Here is a 19,897-nt window from a genome sequence, read left to right on the forward strand (position 1 = left end):
AAAGTCAGGCTTTCAGGCTTAAACTCTATTAGGAGCGGTTGCGTTTTTTGAATAGGTTGAGTGCCAAGGTAAGAAGTCCTAGCGAAATCAAAACAAAGCTCCCTTCCTGTCCTGTACGAGGTAGGATTTTTTTCCGGCTCGTTTTTATTGGTGCTGGGTTGGTTTCTGAAGAAACAGTAGCTGATCCCTTGGTTTCTTTTTCGGTTTCAGTCTGATTTTTTCCGTTTTGACCCTTGTTTGTTTCACCAGTGTTTGTAGGTGCTGTGTCGGTAGGTTGGTCTGTATTTGGTTCGGTTGGTGTAGTCGTTACAGATTTTGCCAAATCTAGCTGTACCAAGAGTGGATCATGGTCAGAAGCTCTGCCATGTTCCTCCATAAAGGCTGAATTGACATGGACCATGTCAAAGGCATAGCGATCAAGGAGATTGGTAGAGACCAAAATGTTATCTAGTGATTGATTATTGCCGTTGTAGAAATAGGAGAAGCGGTCTGCTGCATCATGAAGGCTGACCAGGTTTGCCATTCCTCCTGCTTCTAATATGCCAACTGTTTGGGTAAATTCAAAATCGTTGAAGTCGCCTAACATAACAACATTGGCACTCGGATTTTGAGCTAGACCTGTCTTGGTAAAGTCAGAAAGAATCTGAGCTAGGGCATGGCGTTTTGCCTCTGACTGGAGGCTAACCGGTTGAATTTTTCCGTAGAGGCCGTTGTCGCCGCGTTTTGAATTGAGATGGTTGGCAAGGACAACGACTTTCTCGCCTTTGAAGACAAATTCAGCTGCAAGTGTTTTGCGGACAGCAGCCCAAGCGCTGTTGGTTGGGTCGATGCGGCCAAGACTGAGGTTGAGTTCGCCGTTTTCCCAAACTACTGCCTGTGTTGCAGTACCAATTGGTTTATCGGAAAGGCTGACGCGGTTGGCGTTATAAAGGAAGCCGACACGAATATTGCCTCCCTCTTGTCCGCCGTCTTTGTTGTTTTCAGGAGCAATATCCACATAGGTATAGGCTGGGCCTCCAGCTGCCTGAATAGCGGCAATCAAGCGTGCGGCACTCTGGCTGGCATCCGTTGTGCCATCGTTTGTAGCACCGTTGTTGTCCTGCACTTCAATCAATCCGATGATATCTGGAGAATGCAGGTCTGCAACAAAGGATTTAGCAATTCGTTGGACTTTAGCGTCTGATGTTGACTTACTGTTAGCAGAGAAGTTTTCAATGTTATAAGAAGCGATGGTCAGCTTGTCCTCGCTAGGAAGAATGGTAGTTGTTTCAGGTTGTGTCGTTCCCTCATGAAGGGGTGGTAAGGTACTGTCATCTACATAGACCTTATAATTGGTGTAAGAGTAGGTAACTGGTCCAGCAATACGACCGGTAAAATAGTCCCCTGATTTGACAATTTGTTTACCGTTTTTCAAAAGGAGGGGAATAATGTTGGTGTTATTTCCGTCAGGTCGAAGGTTAACACCGCCAACCTTATTTAGAGTCAGCTGGCCAGCAGCTGGTGTAACGTAGATTTCCTTGTTTTTAAGTGGGCCGAGGATTTTTGCATCATCAACGGCGACAACCATGCCTTCAAGTGATTCCCAGAAATCGAGTGCATCTTGTTCTGGATCAAATTGTGCAAATCCGTCGTTATCGATAATATCGGCTGGGATGATGCGATCAAGACCAAGGACGATAGGTGCTGGTATAGGTGCAGTCCCATCCACAGTTACTTCAGTAGCTCGAATTTGTGTGATGGTTAAATCGGTGTCCTCGCGTTCCGCATATCCTCTGCCCAGGTATTCTTCAACTCGTCCAGAAAGACTCACCTGGTCACCGACTTTTACGTTTGTTTTGAGGGAATCCGTGTAGATGAGGATGCCGTCTGATGTTTTTGGATCGCTGTCTGGTGTATGGTCTTGGACATAGAAGGTAGTGTTGGAGACGACATAGGTCACTACGGCATTTTTTAGGCTCACATTTTTATCAACCAGAGGAGATCTGTGGCTAGCTCCTTGGATTTGCCCGACCGTCACTTCTTCGGTTTGGCTTGGTTGTGTGCTGGCTTTTTCAACCACTTCAAAATGCGACAGGGCAAATGGTTTTAATTGCAATTTACCATTAAAAGTAGATAAAACAGCAGTGAGGTTGATCTTGTCTCCCTGGTTGATGTGGGTAAGCAGATCAGCGGTCTTGATGCCGGATCGGCTATCGAGACGGACTTCAATGGTCTGTCCATCGGCATCTGTTACAGAGAAGGTCGAATTTTGATAGTTGTCGCTTTGGATTTGTCCAACGGTTACCCCTTTTAGGCTAACCATGGTTGCCTGTTGTTGGTTGGGCAATTGGGCGATGGTGGTCTCAAGGACAGGAGTCTCAATTGATTCGGTCACAGGCTGGTGCTGGCTGACTGCAGTTAATTGACGTTCGCTCTTGTATTCTCCAAGGGTTCCTGTCAGTTGAACGGTATCGCCTGTCTGGTAGCTTAAGGCTGCTCCTGGATAGATGTAAATTCCGGCTCCATCGGATCCCTGAAGGTAAAAACCATGGCCACCCCAAGCATTTACCGCGCTGATAATTTTTCCAGAAATGGTATAGCTGGTGCCTAAGTTACCTGCTCGAACGGTCGAAATGGGTGTAGTGGTCAGCTGGGCGTTTTCTGTAGCTGGGGGAGTTTCGGTTGAACCAGTCGGTTCAGCTGGGGTTTCAACTGATGGGCTTGCCTCGTCCAATACTTGGATACTGGTCGTTGACTTGATACCGGGCCTGCCCATGTAGCGCTCGCTTGTTCCGGTGATGCGAACCAACTTACCAATCAACTCAGGATGGTCAACCAGGTTGAATTGACTGCGCAAAGGTTCCCGTAATTGTACAGGAATGGTATCGGCGGCAGCGGTCGTTGGGCTAGCTCCTAGTCCGATGTTGGTTTTGTTCGTAGCTTCGAAGGCTGTCCCGCTACTGTTAAGTGGTGCGACAAGGTAGCCTTGAATGGTCACCTCAGCATTGGTCACAGCTAGGGTCGGATAGTTCTCGATGGCTACTTCCGTAGCGTGGATGGACAAGGGAGCAACAGACAGGCTGATTAAGAGACCGGCGGTGACTGCGGCAGAGCCCAAACCTGTAAGAAGGGAATAGCTTCGCAATTTCATACTAAACTCCTTTTCATTGAACTTGCTTAAAACGCTTTTGTTGCTATATACATATATTGTAACAAAAAATGAATCGGATGGACGAAAAAAGAATCCGTTTTCACATTTTTATTCAAAAAACGAAGCTTTCTGCCTACCCTCGAAAAGAAAAAACCAAGAAACCGTTAAGGTTCTTGGTTGAAAGCTATAGTTCTGGAAACAATTTCCGCAAGATTTTCGGTGTAATGCTCTGCCCAGGTCCTGCGTAAGTATAGGTGTGCAGATACATGGCAGGGTTGAAGTTGAGTTCGATGCAGGTACAGTTAGGATCTTCTTTGCTGGCTGGCTTGGTGCGGTCGGGGATAATCAAGTCCACACCACAGGCCCAAGCTCCCATAGCAGTCGCCATATCGGCGGCCAGTTGCTTGTAGGACTCGTCCATCTGGTCGGTCATATCGATGGAGTCGCCACCTGTTGAGATATTAGAATTGCCACGCAGAAAGGCTTGAACGCCCTCTGGCAAAACTGTATCAGGCGTGTAGCCCTGTTGCTCCAACATAAGCAGTTCGATGTCGCCCAAGTTAATGATTTCCAGCGGCGAACGGTGGTCACGCCCTCGCAGTGGGTCTTGGTTTTTTTGGTCCACTAATTCACGGATGGTTGAGCTGCCGTCCCCTACGACATTGGCTGCGACGCGGAGCAGGACAGCCTCGCACTTGCCGTCCAAGATGAAGAAGCGGTACTCGGTTCCCGCCACGAACTCCTCCACGAGCACATGGCTGTCTTCCGAAAAGGCGATGTCCAGGGCTTTTTCATAGTCCGCAAGGCTGGCTGGCTCCTGGAAGATAGAGATGCCGAGGCCGAAGTTGGTGGATTTTGGTTTGACAACAATAGCAGAGCTGGCTACCTGCCCGTAATACCGCAGGGCATCTTCCTTGTTAGCAAATTCCGCTCCCGCAGGCACTGAAAAACCAGCCTGGTCCAAAATCTTCTTGGTCACGACCTTGTTGGCCATGGCGAGAGGGATGACGTAGTTGTCCTTGGAGGTCATATTACCATTTTTGATGTACTCGATATGGTCACCATGCCAGAGTTTGAGAAATTGGTCTTCTTCATCCAAAATCTCCACATTCAAGCCCAGCTGAATGGCGTCGAAGAGAATCATCTGGGTGGAGAGTTCCATGTTTTCATAGCCCTTGAGGGCGTAAGGGGCTGTCCAAGCATAGTCATGGAAGGCATGTCCTTGTTGCTGGCCAAAGTGTTCCAGCGACCCGTCTTCAACCTGCTCTGCTATTTTTCCAGAGAGGGTCAAACATGGGTCTTGAATGGCTGCCTCCACTTGAGCGATGAGCTGGCTGTAGTAGTCGTCCAGTCCAAAGTGGGCGACGATCTCTGTCATGGCGGTCAGGATAGGGCTGGCGTCTGCCTCTGCTGGTAGGGGAGTGTGTGGGTGGCTGAGGGCGATGCGGTTGTTGAGGTCTGCCGCCTGAGCCAGTTCCTTGTCGACCTGCTCTATGTCATCGAGCCAGAGCAGAGCTAGTGCAAAGAGGTGGGTGGTGTCCAGCGTTTCTTGGCTAATAGCCAGTGGCTTAAAGGGGTTGAGGTCGAAGTTGCGGAATTCCAGATAGGTAATGCCTTTGGTTAAGAATTCTCGACTGGTCTTAGCTCCACGGAGGCGGACAGCGGAGTAAAATTCCTTTTCAGCGGACAGTTGACCGCTAGCCACGGCCTGCTCGATGTCGGTCACGTATTGGTCCAGGGAAGAGAAGGAGATGTGGACATCGGGTGCGTTGACATAGCCGTAGTTGGAATTGCGAATGGACCGCACGCAGCCAATCTCATCTGCTAAAAATCCCTTCTCAGCCAGACTGCTAGCTCCGTAGAGGTAGGTCAAGAGCCAACGGTAGCGTAAGAAATTCTGAGCCAGTTTGAGATAGAGGGTATTTTTAAAGCTGGTAAGGTCGTCATACCCACTGACTGCAAAGAGTTGTTGGGTCAGGTCTTTACCTAGCTCAAAGTTATAGTGAATGCCAGACATGGATTGGAGTAGCTTGCCGTAGCGGTCTGCCAAGCCGACACGGTATTGGTACTCGTAGTCGCTCTCCAGCTGGGCAATCTGAATCTCATCTTCTGAGATGACAGGTGGCATAGACAGGGGCCAAAGGTACTCGCTCTTGTCCATGGACCGCACAGCTACATCGGTAATAGCTCCGAGGAAACGGCGGGCTTCCTTGGTCGAATGAGCCACTGGTGTAATCAACTCCAGCTGTGGCTCGCTGTAATCCGTCTGGATATAAGGATGAAAACTGCGTGAGCCCAAGCTCTCAGGGTGGGGTGTTTGAGCTACGTGGTTGTCAGCATTGATGCGTAAGGATTCCCGTTCCAAACCAAAGGTGGCTTGGAGGATGGGGCTGTTTGGGGATAAATTTTGTAACATAAGCAATCCTTTTTTGTTTCTCTAAAAATCTACTTCCAATTTTATCTAGTTTGGGGAACAAATACAAATTTCTGCTACGTTTTTCCTTTGGAATGAAGAAAAATCATCATCTTCTCTTCGGAAATATCGATCGAATCCTAGAATATACTGGGACAAACTGAGAGAAAGGTCGGATAATGGTTTTTGTATGTATCTAATTTATGTAAATGTTCGCTTTATTTGAAATATGGAAGAATTCTTGAAAAAATGTTCGTTTTTTTGTAAAATAGAGTGTAAGACAAACTTGCAGGTGAGATTCCTGCCAGGAGTTGAAGAAAGGCTGGGCTGAGGACAGTCCAGAAAAGTAGAGAAGTTTATGACATCAGTAGTTGTTGTAGGAACCCAGTGGGGTGACGAAGGTAAGGGCAAGATTACCGATTTCTTGTCAGCTAATGCAGAAGTGATTGCTCGTTACCAAGGTGGTGACAATGCAGGTCACACGATTGTCATTGATGGAACAAAATACAAGTTGCACTTGATTCCGTCAGGAATCTTCTTCCCAGAAAAGATTTCTGTCATCGGTAATGGTGTGGTTGTCAATCCAAAATCTTTGGTCAAGGAAATCAACTATCTCCATGATTCAGGTGTGACAACAGATAATTTGCGGATTTCAGACCGTGCACACGTCATCTTGCCTTACCACATCAAATTGGACCAGTTGCAAGAAGAATCTAAAGGTGAGAACAAGATTGGCACAACTAACAAGGGTATCGGTCCTGCTTACATGGATAAGGCAGCTCGTGTTGGTATCCGTATTGCAGACCTTTTGGACAAGGAGATTTTTGCGGAGCGTTTGAGAACAAACTTGGCTGAGAAAAACCGTTTGTTTGAGAAAATGTATGAGTCAACTCCGATTGAGTTTGACGAAATCTTTGAAGAATACTACGCTTACGGTCAAGAAATCAAGAAATATGTAACAGATACCTCTGTTATCTTGAACGATGCCCTCGATCAAGGTAAACGTGTCTTGTTTGAAGGTGCCCAAGGGGTTATGTTGGATATTGACCAAGGTACTTACCCGTTCGTTACTTCTTCAAACCCAGTTGCGGGTGGTGTGACCATCGGTAGCGGTGTCGGCCCAAGCAAGATTGACAAGGTTGTCGGCGTATGTAAAGCCTACACTAGCCGTGTTGGTGACGGACCATTCCCAACGGAATTGCACGATGAAATCGGAGACCGTATCCGAGAAATCGGTAAGGAGTACGGTACGACAACTGGCCGTCCACGTCGCGTTGGTTGGTTTGACTCAGTGGTCATGCGCCATAGCCGCCGTGTGTCAGGTATTACCAACTTGTCCCTCAACTCGATTGACGTCTTGTCAGGTCTTGAAACATTGAAAATCTGCGTGGCTTATGACTTGGATGGTGAGCGTATTGACCACTACCCAGCAAGCTTGGAGCAACTCAAACGTTGCAAACCAATCTATGAAGAAATGCCAGGTTGGTCTGAAGACATCACAGGTGTACGTAGCTTGGATGAATTGCCAGAAGCGGCTCGTAACTATGTTCGTCGTATCAGCGAATTGGTCGGCGTTCGTATCTCAACCTTCTCAGTAGGACCTGGTCGTGAACAGACCAACATCCTTGAGAGTGTATGGAGCGCAAAATAAAACAGAAAAGGCAAGCAGTTTTCTGCTTGTTCTTTTTTTCAGATTTGTTATAATAGTCAGCAAAGTAAAAAAATGAACGAGGTGTTCCAATGGAAGGATTAATTTTACCACTAGCTATGGTTGCCATGTTGGCCTTTATGATGTACAGCCAGCGCAAGCAACAAAAACAACGCCAAGATGCGCTCAACCAAATCAAAAAAGGTGATGAAATCGTCACAATTGGTGGTCTATTTGGTATTGTCGATGAAATTGATGAGAAAAAAGTTGTCTTGGATGTAGATGGGGTTTATTTGACCTTTGAACGTGGTGCTATCCGCCAACGCGTAGCAGAGGCAGCGAACGTGACAGCAGAAGATTTGAGCCCAGCAGTAGAAGAAGTTGCAAGCACAGAAGCGGCAGCAACTGAGGCTGAATAAGCTGCTCCTGCAAAAAATAGCTAGAAAGAGGGAATCCTAAAGGTCCCTCTTTTTCATTTGCCTGAAAATATGGTATAATAGACTGATTTAATATACAAAGGAACAAGGATATGTTTAACTTCGGTTTTAAGAAAAAAATAACCATTGAAACAGCCATCGAAGTCCCCAAACATATTGCCATCATTATGGATGGAAATGGACGGTGGGCGAAAAAAAGGATGCAGCCGAGGGTCATGGGCCACAAGGCGGGAATGGATGCCCTTCAAAAGGTGACCAAGGCAGCTTCTGATTTAGGCGTCAAAGTGCTGACAGTCTATGCTTTCTCGACAGAGAATTGGTCTCGACCAGAAAAAGAAGTCTCCTTCATCATGAACCTGCCGGTAGAGTTCTATGACAAATATGTCCCAGAGCTGCACGCCAACAATGTGAAAATTCAGATGATCGGAGACCACAGTCGCCTGCCACAGGCAACCTTGGATGCTCTTTACAAGGCTGAAGAGACGACCAAACGCAATACAGGGTTGATTTTGAACTTTGCCTTGAACTATGGTGGACGTGCTGAATTGACCGATGCGGTTAAAGCCATCTCCCAGGATGTCCTGGATGCCAAATTGAATCCTGGGGATATTGATGAAAACTTGATTTCGGATTATCTCTACACGCATTTCTTGAATCCGAATTTGCGGGATCCTGATTTGGTCATCCGCACGAGTGGAGAAATTCGACTCAGTAATTTTTTACCTTGGCAGACTGCTTATAGCGAGCTCTACTTTACAGATGTCGCTTGGCCAGATTTTGACCAAGAAGCCTTGACAGAGGCGATAAAAGAATACAATAGACGCCATCGCCGTTTTGGTGGTGTGTAGCGAGGATATATGATGAAGAACGATTTGCAAAAACGTGTCATTTTTGGAGCGGCGGCCTTTGCGGTCTTTGTTCCCTTTTTATGGGTGGGTGGAGTTGCCTTTCAGCTTTTTGTTGCTCTCTTGGCAATGATTGCAGTGGCTGAGTTGATCAAGATGCATGGTTTAGCTCCTAATTCACTTGAAGGTGTCTTGGCTATGCTAGCGACCTTGGTCCTGACCTTGCCCTTGGAAAATTACCTGTCCTTTTTGCCGACAGATGGTAATTATACTGCCTTTGCCTTGGTTGTCTTCCTTTTACTAGGCTCCATCGTTATCAACTTTGGTTCCTACAACTACTCGGAAGTTGTCTTTCCTATTGCTTCCAGTTTCTATGTTGGTATTGGTTTCCATAATCTGATTTTGGCGCGAATGGATGGACTCAACAAGGTTTTTTATGCCTTGCTGATTGTCTGGGCAACAGATATTGGTGCTTATATGATTGGTCGTCAGTTTGGTCGCCGACGATTAGTGCCAAGAGTGTCTCCGAATAAAACTGTTGAAGGTTTTGTAGGAGGAATCTTATCAGCTGTTCTTGTGGCGGGAATATTTTTGATTTTTGACAAGACCATCCGTGGCATCTTCCCAATTCCGACCATGTTGCTTTTGGTTGCGATTTTCTCTGTTTTCTCCCAATTTGGAGATTTGGTCGAATCAGCTATCAAGCGTCGTTTTGGAGTCAAAGATTCTGGGAAACTCATTCCAGGACACGGTGGTATTTTGGACCGTTTTGATGGGATGATCTTTGTCTTCCCAATCATGCACCTCTTCGGTTTGTTCTAAGGAGAGTTTATGAAGGGAATTCTAGCGTTTCTATTTATTTTTGGGGTGATTGTGGTCATCCACGAATGGGGTCATTTTTACTTTGCCAAAAAGGCAGGTATCCTGGTTCGTGAATTTGCAATCGGAATGGGACCCAAAATCTTTTCGCATCGTGGACAAGATGGAACCCTCTATACGATTCGGATTTTGCCCTTGGGAGGCTATGTTCGAATGGCGGGTTGGGGCGAAGATAAGACTGAAATTAAGACAGGTAGTCCTGCTAGTCTGAGCCGCAACACTTCAGGAATCGTAACCCGAATCAATCTGTCAGATAAGCCGATTGATCCGCAAGCCTTGCCGATCAATGTGACCCACTTTGATTTTGAAGAGAAGTTGACTATTACTGGCTTGGTGGCAGGGGAGGAAGAGACCTACTCTGTCGAGCATGATGCTACGATTGTGGAAGAAGATGGGACAGAGTTGCGGATTGCTCCGTTAGATGTCCAGTATCAAAATGCCAGTGTTTGGGGGCGCCTCTTGACCAACTTTGCAGGTCCTCTTAACAACTTTATCTTGGGTATCTTGACTTTTATCCTCTTGATGTTTATGCAAGGTGGGGTTGCCGATACGACCAGTAATGCCATTACGGTTGTTGATGGTGGGGCTGTCCAGGCAGCTGGAATTGAGACAGGGGATCGAATTGTATCGATCAATGGACAGTTGACTACTGATTACTATGCGATTGTGGAGCAGATTGATGCAGCTGTTTCGGATGCCACGACCGCACCAAGTTTGGAGTTAGAAGTAGAGCAGGATGGTCAGACAAAAATAGTGACGGTCCTTGCCCAAGAGGTTGATGGTAGTTACCGTATTGGGGTTTCTCCAGCCTTGAAAACAGGATTTTTTGATAAGATTATCGGAGGTTTCCAAGAGGCGGGAGCAACTGCACTTCTGATTGTGACAGCCCTGAAGAACCTGATTGCTAATTTTGATGTTAAACAGTTGGGTGGACCAGTTGCGATTTACAGCGTTAGTGCCCAGGCTGCCGAAAGCGGGTGGGCAAACGTCCTGCAATTGATGGCTGCCCTGTCCATTAACCTCGGAATCTTTAACTTGATTCCTATTCCAGCCCTAGATGGCGGTAAAATTGTAATGAATATCCTAGAAGCCATTCGCAAAAAACCGCTCAAACAAGAGACGGAATCTTACATCACTCTAGCAGGAGTTGCCATCATGGTCGTTCTCATGCTAGTCGTGACATGGAATGATATTATGCGCGTCTTCTTCTAGAGACGAATGAAAGTGTAAACACAGGCCCAACCTGTGTTTTCCTGATAAAAAAGATGGAAAGAAACAGAGAGTTTTCAGATTTGAACTCGAGCGTCAGCGAGGGTTTTGATAAGTGACTTCTGTGATTCCTAATCCAGTTAAACTACGAAAGGAATTGAATGCGTGCTAAACGCAGGATGTTCTGAAAAATACGAAAAAGAAAGGAACAGAGAGTTTTCAGATTTGAACTCGAGCGAAAAGCTCGGAATTTAGATAAACGACTTCTGAAATCAGGATTTCAGGACGTTTCCTAAAATTCGGTCGCTTTTTGGTCGCTCTCTGTATCATCAACATGAAACAGTCTAAAATGATTATCCCTACTTTACGGGAGATGCCTTCGGATGCGTCGGTAATTAGCCACGCTTTGATGTTGCGTGCGGGTTATGTCCGTCAGATTTCTGCTGGTATCTACAGCTACTTGCCATTGGCTAACCGTGTGATTGAAAAAGCAAAAAATATCATGCGTGAGGAGTTTGATAAGATTGATGCTATTGAATTTTTGGCACCAGCTCTCTTGTCAGCGGACATTTGGCGTGAGTCAGGTCGTTACGAAACATATGGAGACGACCTCTACAAGCTCAAAAACCGCGAAGGTTCTGACTTTATCTTGGGTCCAACCCACGAAGAAACAGTAACCCTTTTGGCGCGTGATGCGGTCCAGTCTTACAAACAGTTGCCGCTCAACATCTACCAAATCCAGCCGAAATACCGTGATGAAAAACGCCCTCGTAATGGTCTTCTCCGTGGTCGTGAGTTCATCATGAAAGATGGCTATAGCTTCCATGCTAGCTACGAGAGCTTGGACCAGACCTACGATGATTACAAGCGTGCCTATGAGGCTATTTTCACTCGTGCAGGCTTGGAGTTCAAAGCTATCATCGGTGACGGTGGTGCCATGGGTGGTAAGGATAGCCAGGAGTTTATGGCTATTACACCAGACCGTACTGACCTGGACCGTTGGGTTGTCTTGGACAAGTCAGTTGCTTCTTTTGAAGAAATCCCAGAGGATGTTCTTGAAGCAATCAAGGCGGAACTCTTGGCTTGGTCTGTGTCTGGTGAAGATACCATCGCCTACTCTAGTGAATCAGGCTACGCTGCCAACCTAGAAATGGCAACTAGCGAGTACAAACCAAGTACAGCAGTTGTCGTCGAAGAAGACTTGGTTAAAGTAGCGACGCCAGATGCCAAAACCATCGACGAAGTTGCTGCCTTCTTGAATGTCGCTGAAGAGCAAACTATCAAAACTATGCTCTTTATGGCAGACGGTGAGCCAGTTGTTGCCCTCCTTGTTGGCAATGACCAAGTGAACGATGTCAAATTGAAAAACCACCTTGGCGCAGATTTCTTTGATGCTGCTAGCCCAGCGGATGCTGAAAACATCTTCGGTGCAGGTTTTGGTTCCCTTGGACCAGTCGGCTTGCCAGAAAACATCAAGATTATTGCAGACCGCAAGGTGCAAGATGTGAAAAATGCTGTAGTCGGTGCCAACGAAGACGGTTTCCACTACACAGGTGCCAATGCGGGACGTGATTTCCAAGTGACTGAGTATGTGGACATTCGTGAAGTCAAGGAAGGTGAACCTTCTCCAGATGGACACGGGGTTCTCAACTTTGCCCGTGGTATCGAGATTGGTCACATCTTCAAACTCGGTACACGCTATTCAGACAGCATGAATGCCAACATCTTAGATGAGAATGGTCGTTCTATGCCGATTATCATGGGATGCTACGGAATCGGTGTTAGTCGCCTCTTGTCAGCCGTTCTTGAGCAACACGCTCGCCTCTTTGTTAACAAGACACCAAAAGGCGAATACCGGTACGCTTGGGGAATCAACTTCCCTAAAGAATTGGCACCATTTGATGTGCATTTGATTCCAGTCAATGTCAAAGATGAAGCGGCAATGGAATTGACTCAGTCTATCGAAGCAAGTTTGGTTGGTGCAGGCTATGAAGTATTAACTGACGACCGTAACGAGCGTGTCGGCGTTAAGTTCTCTGACAGTGACTTGATTGGCTTGCCGGTACGAGTGACTGTTGGTAAGAAAGCAGCTGATGGCATTGTCGAAGTGAAAATCAAGGGAACAGGTGATACTGTTGAAGTTCATGTGGACCAACTCCTTGAAACCTTGCAGATTTTACTACAAGTATAAAAAGTGAGACCCGCCTTGCGGGTCTTTTTGTTCTCGAATAAAGAGACAGAATATGGTAAAATAGGTGTACTATACTTCAAAGGAAAAACTATGTCAGATACATTTCAACTCTTAATGGAGCAAATTGGTTTGCCTGCTGAACTCAAACAGTCAGCGGTTTTTTCGGTAGCTAAAATTGAGTCTGTCCGTGTCCACAAACTCAGCAAGGTTTGGGACTTCCTCTTTCGCTTTCAGGCTCCGCTGTCTGCGGTTGATTACCAGCTATTTCAGGCGCGTTTGCTGACAGAGTTTGAAAAGACAGGGAATCGGGCTCGCTTTGCAATTGTGACGGATACGACAGAGTATCCTGCCGATCTTGTTGAAGCCTATTATAAGTTGGCTTTTAAGGAAGAGCTGTGTCAGAGTGCAGGTTTTCGCTCGCTCTTCCAGGATTTGGAAGTGGAATACCAGGAGGGCGTACTATGGATTAAGGGTCCAGAAACCATAGACACTCCTCATTTTCGGAAGAACCACCTGCCAAATTTGGTGGAGCAATATGCACGTTTTGGCTTTTCTAATCTCAAGGTAGATATTCGAGTTTGTCAGGATATGACTGCAAGTATGGTGGCAGATTTTCATGCGCAAAATGAGGAAATCTATCAGCAGGCCAATCAAGACAACCTGGCGGCTATGGAGCAACTGGCACAAATGGCCCCTCCTCCAGAGGCAGCTCAGCCATTTGTCCCAGAGTTTAAGAAAAATCGTCCTGCCAAGGTCAGCCTAGACAAGGCCGAAGTGACTCAGATGATTGATGTGGATACGGAAGAAAACCGTATCGTCTTTGAGGGACTAGTTTTTGAGTCTGAGCAGAAGACGACGCGGACTGGGCGGATCATCATTAATTTCAAGATGACGGACTATTCGTCTTCTTTCACCCTGCAAAAATGGGCTAAGAATGAGGAGGAAGCGCAAAAGTTCAGCATGGTCAAAAAAGGAGCCTGGTTGCGGGTGCGTGGAAATGTAGAGATGAATAACTTCACGCGCGATTTGACCATGAATGTCCAAGAGGTTCAAGAGGTCAAGCGAGAGATTCGAAAGGATCTGATGCCCGAAGGGGAGAAGCGTGTCGAGTTTCACGCCCATACCAACATGTCCACTATGGATGCTCTTCCTGCGGTCGAGGATTTGGTGGCACGTGCTGCGGCTTGGGGACACAAGGCGGTGGCCATTACTGACCATGGCAATGTTCAATCCTTTCCTCATGGTTACCATGCAGCCCGCAAAGCGGGGATCAAGGCTCTTTTTGGTATGGAAGCCAACATCGTAGAGGATTCGGTTCCAATTGTTTATAACGAGCAAGAAATGGATCTGTCTGATGCGACCTATGTGGTCTTTGACGTGGAAACAACCGGTCTTTCTGCGGTCAATAACTCCTTGATTCAGATTGCGGCATCGAAGATGCACAAGGGCAATATCATCGCAGAATTTGATGAATTTATTGACCCAGGTCATCCGTTAAGCCAATTTACGACGGATTTGACAGGGATTACAGATGAACATGTGCGTGGTTCCAAGCCTTTGGAACAAGTTCTGCGTGAATTTCAGGATTTTTGCCAAGATGCGATTTTGGTTGCCCACAATGCCAGCTTTGACGTTGGTTTCATGGATGTCAACTATGAGCGAGCAGGTCTTGCGACCATTAGCCAGCCAGTTATCGATACCTTGGAATTTGCCCGAAACCTCTATCCTGAATACAAGCGACATGGTTTGGGGCCGTTGACCAAGCGCTTTGGGGTTGCTCTTGAGCACCACCACATGGCCAACTATGATGCGGAGGCGACAGGACGCCTGCTCTTCATCTTTCTAAAAGAAGCCAAGGAAAAACACGGTTTGACCCATCTCCAGGAATTGAACAGCCGCCTGATTGCGGAAGATTCCTATAAAAAAGCTAGGGTAAAGCATGCAACACTTTATGTCACCAATCAGGTCGGCTTGAAAAATATCTTTAAACTGGTTTCTCTTTCCAATACCAAGTATTTTGAAGGGGTGCCACGTATTCCGAGAACACTCTTAAATGAACACCGAGAAGGTCTTTTGCTAGGAACGGCCTGTCAGGAGGGGGAAGTCTTTGATACCCTCTTGTCAAAAGGGATGGATGATGCAGTAAAGGTTGCTGCCTACTATGACTTTATCGAGGTCATGCCACCTGCTCTTTATGCACCAATGATTGCGCGTGAGCAGTTCAAAAACATGGCAGAAATTGAAGAAACCATAAAGCAGTTGATTGAAGTAGGTCGCAAAGCAGGTCTGCCTGTTCTAGCGACAGGAAATGTCCACTACATTGACCCAGAAGAAGAAATCTACCGTGAAATTATTGTGCGGGCCTTGGGACAGGGAGCGACCATCAACTGGACTATTGGAAGTGGCGAAAATGCCCAGCCAGCTCCCTTGCCAAAAGCCCACTTTAGAACGACTAGTGAGATGCTAGATGAGTTTGCCTTTTTGGGAGAAAGTCTGGCTCGTGAGATTGTCATTACCAATCCAAATGCCATGCTCGACCGTTTTGAAGATGTTCAGGTGGTTAAGACCGACCTCTACACGCCTTATATCGAAAAGGCTGAGGAAACGGTCGCAGAATTGACCTATCAAAAAGCCTTTGAGATTTATGGCAATCCTCTACCGGATATTATCGATCTGCGGATTGAGAAGGAATTGACGTCCATTTTGGGTAATGGATTTGCCGTGATTTACCTGGCTTCACAGATGTTGGTGCAACGGTCAAATGAGCGGGGCTACCTAGTTGGTTCACGGGGGTCTGTCGGATCCAGTTTTGTTGCGACAATGATTGGGATTACCGAAGTAAACCCTATGCCTCCTCACTATGTCTGTCCAAATTGTCAACACAGTGAATTTATCACAGACGGTTCCTATGGTTCAGGTTTTGACCTGCCAGATAAGGATTGTGAAAAGTGTGGGACCAAGTATAAAAAAGATGGCCAGGACATTCCTTTCGAGACCTTCCTTGGTTTCGATGGAGATAAGGTTCCCGATATTGATTTGAACTTCTCAGGAGATGACCAACCCTCTGCCCATTTGGATGTTCGGGATATTTTTGGTGAAGAAAATGCCTTCCGTGCAGGAACGGTTGGTACGGTAGCTGCTAAGACTGCCTATGGTTTTGTCCGAGGCTATGAGCGGGATTATGGCAAATTCTACCGTGATGTGGAAGTAGAACGCTTGGCTGCTGGTGCTGCTGGTGTCAAACGGACGACTGGTCAGCACCCAGGGGGAATTATCGTATTCCCTGACTACATGGATGTCTATGACTTTACGCCTGTTCAGTATCCTGCCGATGATGTGACAGCCAACTGGCAGACCACCCACTTTAACTTCCACGATATTGATGAGAACGTCCTGAAACTCGATGTCCTGGGTCACGATGATCCGACCATGGTTCGCAAGTTGCAGGATTTGTCAGGCATTGATCCGCAGACCATTCCTGCTGATGACAAGGGAGTGATGGCCCTCTTTTCTGGTACGGAAATTCTGGGAGTTACCCCAGAGCAGATTGGGACGCCGACAGGTATGTTGGGTATTCCTGAATTCGGAACCAACTTTGTACGGGGGATGGTGGAGGAAACCAAACCGACCACCTTTGCAGAACTCTTGCAGCTGTCTGGTCTATCCCATGGTACAGACGTATGGTTGGGCAATGCCCAGGACTTGATTAAGGCAGGAATTGCCGACCTATCCACAGTTATCGGTTGTCGGGATGACATCATGGTTTATCTCATGCACGCAGGTTTACCGCCTAAGATGGCCTTTAATATCATGGAGCGGGTGCGGAAGGGCATGTGGCTCAAGATTTCAGAGGATGAACGCAATAACTACATCCAAACTATGAAGGATAACAATGTGCCAGATTGGTATATCGAGTCCTGTGGAAAAATCAAGTACATGTTCCCTAAAGCCCACGCGGCTGCCTATGTTATGATGGCCCTGCGGGTTGCTTATTTCAAGGTTCATCACCCACTTTACTACTACTGTGCTTATTTCTCTATTCGTGCCAAGGCCTTTGATTTGGCGACCATGTCAGGTGGTTTAGATAAAGTCAAGGCCAAGATGGAAGAAATTGCTCTCAAGAAGAAGAACAATGAAGCCTCAAACGTCGAACAGGACCTCTACACCACGCTTGAATTGGTCAACGAGATGCTGGAACGTGGCTTCAAGTTCGGTAAATTGGATCTTTACAAGTCTCATGCGACTGACTTCTTGATTGAAGAAGACACACTTATCCCACCATTCGTCGCTATGGATGGTCTAGGAGAAAACGTAGCCAAGCAAGTTGTGGCGGCGCGTGCTGAGGGAGAATTCCTCTCCAAGACAGAACTCCGTAAGCGTGGTGGATTGTCAGGTACACTGGTCGAAAAAATGGATGAAATGGGCATCCTTGGTAAAATGCCAGAGGATAACCAGCTGAGTCTCTTTGATGAATTATTTTAGATCTGATCACTGTTTCTTTTGGAAGCAGTGATTTTTTTATAAAAAATAAGTCAAGACTCTTGACTATTTTCCTGTACAGGTATATAATCTCTACATAGTGATAAATACTACTAGGTAGTAATAATTAAGAAAAGAGGAAAACATATGTCAAACTTTGCAAAACTTCAAGAAACTCGTCGTTCTATCTATGCACTCGGTAAAGACCTGCCAGTATCAAACGAAGAAGTAGTAGCGCTTGTAGAAAAAGCTATGAAAGAATCTCCATCAGCTTTCAACTCACAATCAAGCCGTGCCGTTGTGCTTTTCGGTGCTGAATCAGACGCTTTTTGGAATGAAATTGCCTACAGCGAATTAGAAAAAGTAACGCCAGCAGAAGCTTTTGAAGGCACAAAAGGTCGTTTGGCAGGCTTTGCGGCTGGTGCTGGTACTATCTTGTTCTTCGAAGACCAAGATGTGGTGAAAGGCTTGCAAGAAAGCTTCCCACTTTACGCTGAAAACTTCCCAATCTGGTCTGAACAAGCTCACGGTATCAACTTGTACGCGGTGTGGTTGGCTTTCGCTGAGAAAAATATCGGCATGAACGTACAACACTACAACCCACTGGTTGATGCACAAGTTGCTGAAAAATACGATATCCCAGCTAACTGGAAACTCCGTGCCCAAGCGCCATTCGGTAGCATTGCAGCTCCAGCAGCAGATAAAGAATACATGGCGGATTTTGACCGTGTAAAGGTTTTTGGTAACTAGTATTCTTCGAAAATTGAAAATATCCGTTGTCAGCTTGTCTTGGTGAACTTCAGTTCTACCTTCGACTTCGCTTCCTAGGCTATTTTCAATTTTCATTGAATACATAAAACTTACAGTTTGCTTTATTGCGTCGGCAGTTGAAAATATCCCTTGCCAGTTTATCTTGGTGAGTGTAAGACTGTCGGATAGAATCTGAAACTTCCTGCTCTGTGGGAAGTTTTTTTGTCAGCCCAGCTTCAAAATATGATACAATAATAGGGTATTTCAAAGTACAAAGGAGAAAAAAATGGTATTACCAAATTTTAAAGAAAATCTCGCTAAATATGCTAAACTTTTGGTTTCAACAGGTATCAATGTGCAGCCGGGTCACACGGTTCAATTGACTATCGGTGTGGAACAGGCTGAATTGGCTCGTTTGATTGTGAAGGAAGCTTATGCGCACGGTGCGGCTGAAGTCTTGGTCAACTGGTTGGACGATGTGATTGCGCGTGAACGTTTGGTCAATGTAGATGTGGAGCTCTTGGAACAAGTTCATCCACAACGTGTTACTGAAATGAACTACCTCCTAGAGCGCAAGGCAAGCCGTTTGGTTGTCTTGTCTGAAGATCCAGGAGCTTACGACGGTGTTGATCCAGAGAAATTGTCTCGCAACGCTCGTGCACTCAGTCAAGCTTTGCAGCCAATGCGTCAAGCAACACAAGCTAACAAGGTTAGTTGGACACTTGGTGCGGCCTCTGGTTTGGAATGGGCTAAAAAAGTCTTTCCAAATGCAGCGTCTGACGAAGAGGCAGTGGACCTCCTTTGGGATCAAATCTTCAAGACTTGCCGTATCTACGAAGAAGATCCAATCAAGGCTTGGGAAGAGCACGAAGCACGCTTGGTGGCTAAGGCTAAGGTCCTTAACGACGAGCAGTTTGTCAAATTGCACTACACAGCACCAGGAACTGACCTCGTTCTTGGTATGCCGAAGAATCACTTGTGGGAAGCGGCTGGTTCGGTCAATGCCCAAGGTGAGCACTTTATTGCCAACATGCCAACAGAAGAGGTCTTCACAGCACCTGACTACCGTGTAGCAGACGGCTATGTAACGTCTACAAAACCACTCAGCTACAATGGTAACATCATCGAAGGCATTAAAGTAACCTTCAAAGATGGTGAAATCGTGGATGTAACGGCTGAAAAAGGCGATGAAGTCATGAAGAAATTGGTCTTTGACAATGCCGGTGCACGCGGTCTCGGTGAAGTTGCCCTTGTGCCAGACAAGAGCCCGATTTCTCAATCAGGTGTGACTTTCTTCAACACTCTCTTTGATGAAAATGCCTCAAACCACTTGGCGATTGGTCAAGCCTATGCCTTCTCTATCGAAGGTGGTACAGAAATGAGCCAGGAAGAGCTGAAAGAAGCTGGTCTTAACCGTTCAGATGTCCATGTGGACTTCATGATTGGCTCTAATAAGATGAATATTGACGGTATCCGTGAAGATGGAACCCGTGTACCAATCTTCCGCGACGGTGAGTGGGCTATCTAATGATATGCATAAGACTGGGCAACCAGTCTTTTTGTCAATAGAAAGGAAAAACTATGTTATCAAGTATTATCGCAGGAGCCATTATTGGCTTGATTGCAGGTGCTCTTACTTCGTCAGATGACCGTCGTGGTTGTCTGGGGAATATTATCCTTGGGCTTGCTGGTTCGTGGATTGGACAGTTACTCTTTGGTGATTGGGGTCCACAATTTGCTGGTATGGCCCTGGTACCGTCAGTCTTTGGAGCGGTATTGTTGGTGGCTCTCTTTGGTCGAAGAAATTCCTAAAACTTGTCCCCATGTGGACAAGTTTTTCTTTTCTCTAGGGGAAAATATGGTATAATCAATATAACAATATACAGAAATACGGAGCAGGATATGGCAATTGTTAG

At 46.3% G+C, this 19,897-nt stretch carries 12 protein-coding genes; 10 read left to right on the forward strand and 2 right to left on the reverse strand.

Annotated features, from left to right (window positions below):
* Window positions 1–28: 28 nt before the first annotated feature.
* Both JNG37_RS04830 and gshAB read right to left on the reverse strand, forming a co-directional pair.
* Entirely contained in the window at window positions 29–3,130 is a 3,102-nt protein-coding gene (locus tag JNG37_RS04830; protein WP_158456490.1) for a DUF6359 domain-containing protein, read from the reverse strand.
* Window positions 3,131–3,314: 184 nt separating this feature from the next.
* Window positions 3,315–5,546 carry a bifunctional glutamate--cysteine ligase GshA/glutathione synthetase GshB gene (gene gshAB, locus JNG37_RS04835; protein WP_158456492.1) on the reverse strand — a complete coding sequence of 744 codons (2,232 nt, stop codon included), beginning with the start codon at window positions 5,544–5,546 and terminating at the stop codon, window positions 3,315–3,317.
* Window positions 5,547–5,901: 355 nt separating this feature from the next.
* Here gshAB and JNG37_RS04840 point away from each other — a divergent pair, with 355 nt between their 5' ends.
* The 10 genes from JNG37_RS04840 (at window position 5,902) to JNG37_RS04885 (ending at window position 19,793) form a co-directional block, all read left to right on the forward strand.
* On the forward strand, window positions 5,902–7,194 hold the full coding sequence (locus JNG37_RS04840; protein WP_002937782.1) for an adenylosuccinate synthase: 1,293 nt from the start codon (window positions 5,902–5,904) through the stop codon (window positions 7,192–7,194).
* Between the two features lie 89 nt (window positions 7,195–7,283).
* Window positions 7,284–7,610, forward strand: a complete 327-nt coding sequence (gene yajC, locus JNG37_RS04845) for a preprotein translocase subunit YajC (protein WP_158456494.1) — start codon at window positions 7,284–7,286, stop codon at window positions 7,608–7,610.
* A gap of 110 nt (window positions 7,611–7,720) precedes the next feature.
* The gene (locus JNG37_RS04850; RefSeq protein WP_158456496.1) at window positions 7,721–8,476 is read left to right on the forward strand and encodes an isoprenyl transferase; all 756 of its coding nucleotides are present in this window, start codon (window positions 7,721–7,723) and stop codon (window positions 8,474–8,476) included.
* Window positions 8,477–8,500: 24 nt separating this feature from the next.
* Window positions 8,501–9,295: a phosphatidate cytidylyltransferase gene (locus JNG37_RS04855; RefSeq protein WP_187321627.1), complete on the forward strand. Its 795-nt coding sequence runs from the start codon at window positions 8,501–8,503 to the stop codon at window positions 9,293–9,295.
* Between the two features lie 9 nt (window positions 9,296–9,304).
* A complete protein-coding gene (gene rseP, locus JNG37_RS04860) occupies window positions 9,305–10,564 on the forward strand; it encodes an RIP metalloprotease RseP (RefSeq protein ID WP_158456498.1) in 1,260 nt (419 codons plus the stop codon).
* 331 nt (window positions 10,565–10,895) lie between these two features.
* On the forward strand, window positions 10,896–12,752 hold the full coding sequence (locus JNG37_RS04865) for a proline--tRNA ligase (protein WP_158456500.1): 1,857 nt from the start codon (window positions 10,896–10,898) through the stop codon (window positions 12,750–12,752).
* Window positions 12,753–12,842: 90 nt separating this feature from the next.
* Window positions 12,843–17,234, forward strand: a complete 4,392-nt coding sequence (locus tag JNG37_RS04870; protein WP_158456502.1) for a PolC-type DNA polymerase III — start codon at window positions 12,843–12,845, stop codon at window positions 17,232–17,234.
* Between the two features lie 144 nt (window positions 17,235–17,378).
* Window positions 17,379–17,981 (forward strand): nitroreductase family protein, encoded by a 603-nt coding sequence (locus JNG37_RS04875; RefSeq protein ID WP_158456504.1) that lies wholly within the window; start codon window positions 17,379–17,381, stop codon window positions 17,979–17,981.
* Between the two features lie 286 nt (window positions 17,982–18,267).
* A complete protein-coding gene (locus tag JNG37_RS04880) occupies window positions 18,268–19,509 on the forward strand; it encodes an aminopeptidase (RefSeq protein ID WP_158456506.1) in 1,242 nt (413 codons plus the stop codon).
* A 53-nt stretch (window positions 19,510–19,562) separates the two neighbouring features.
* Window positions 19,563–19,793: a GlsB/YeaQ/YmgE family stress response membrane protein gene (locus tag JNG37_RS04885; protein WP_158456508.1), complete on the forward strand. Its 231-nt coding sequence runs from the start codon at window positions 19,563–19,565 to the stop codon at window positions 19,791–19,793.
* Window positions 19,794–19,897 lie beyond the last annotated feature (104 nt).

It is taken from the genome of Streptococcus suis (assembly GCF_016775005.1).
GTDB classification, from domain to species: domain Bacteria; phylum Bacillota; class Bacilli; order Lactobacillales; family Streptococcaceae; genus Streptococcus; species Streptococcus suivaginalis.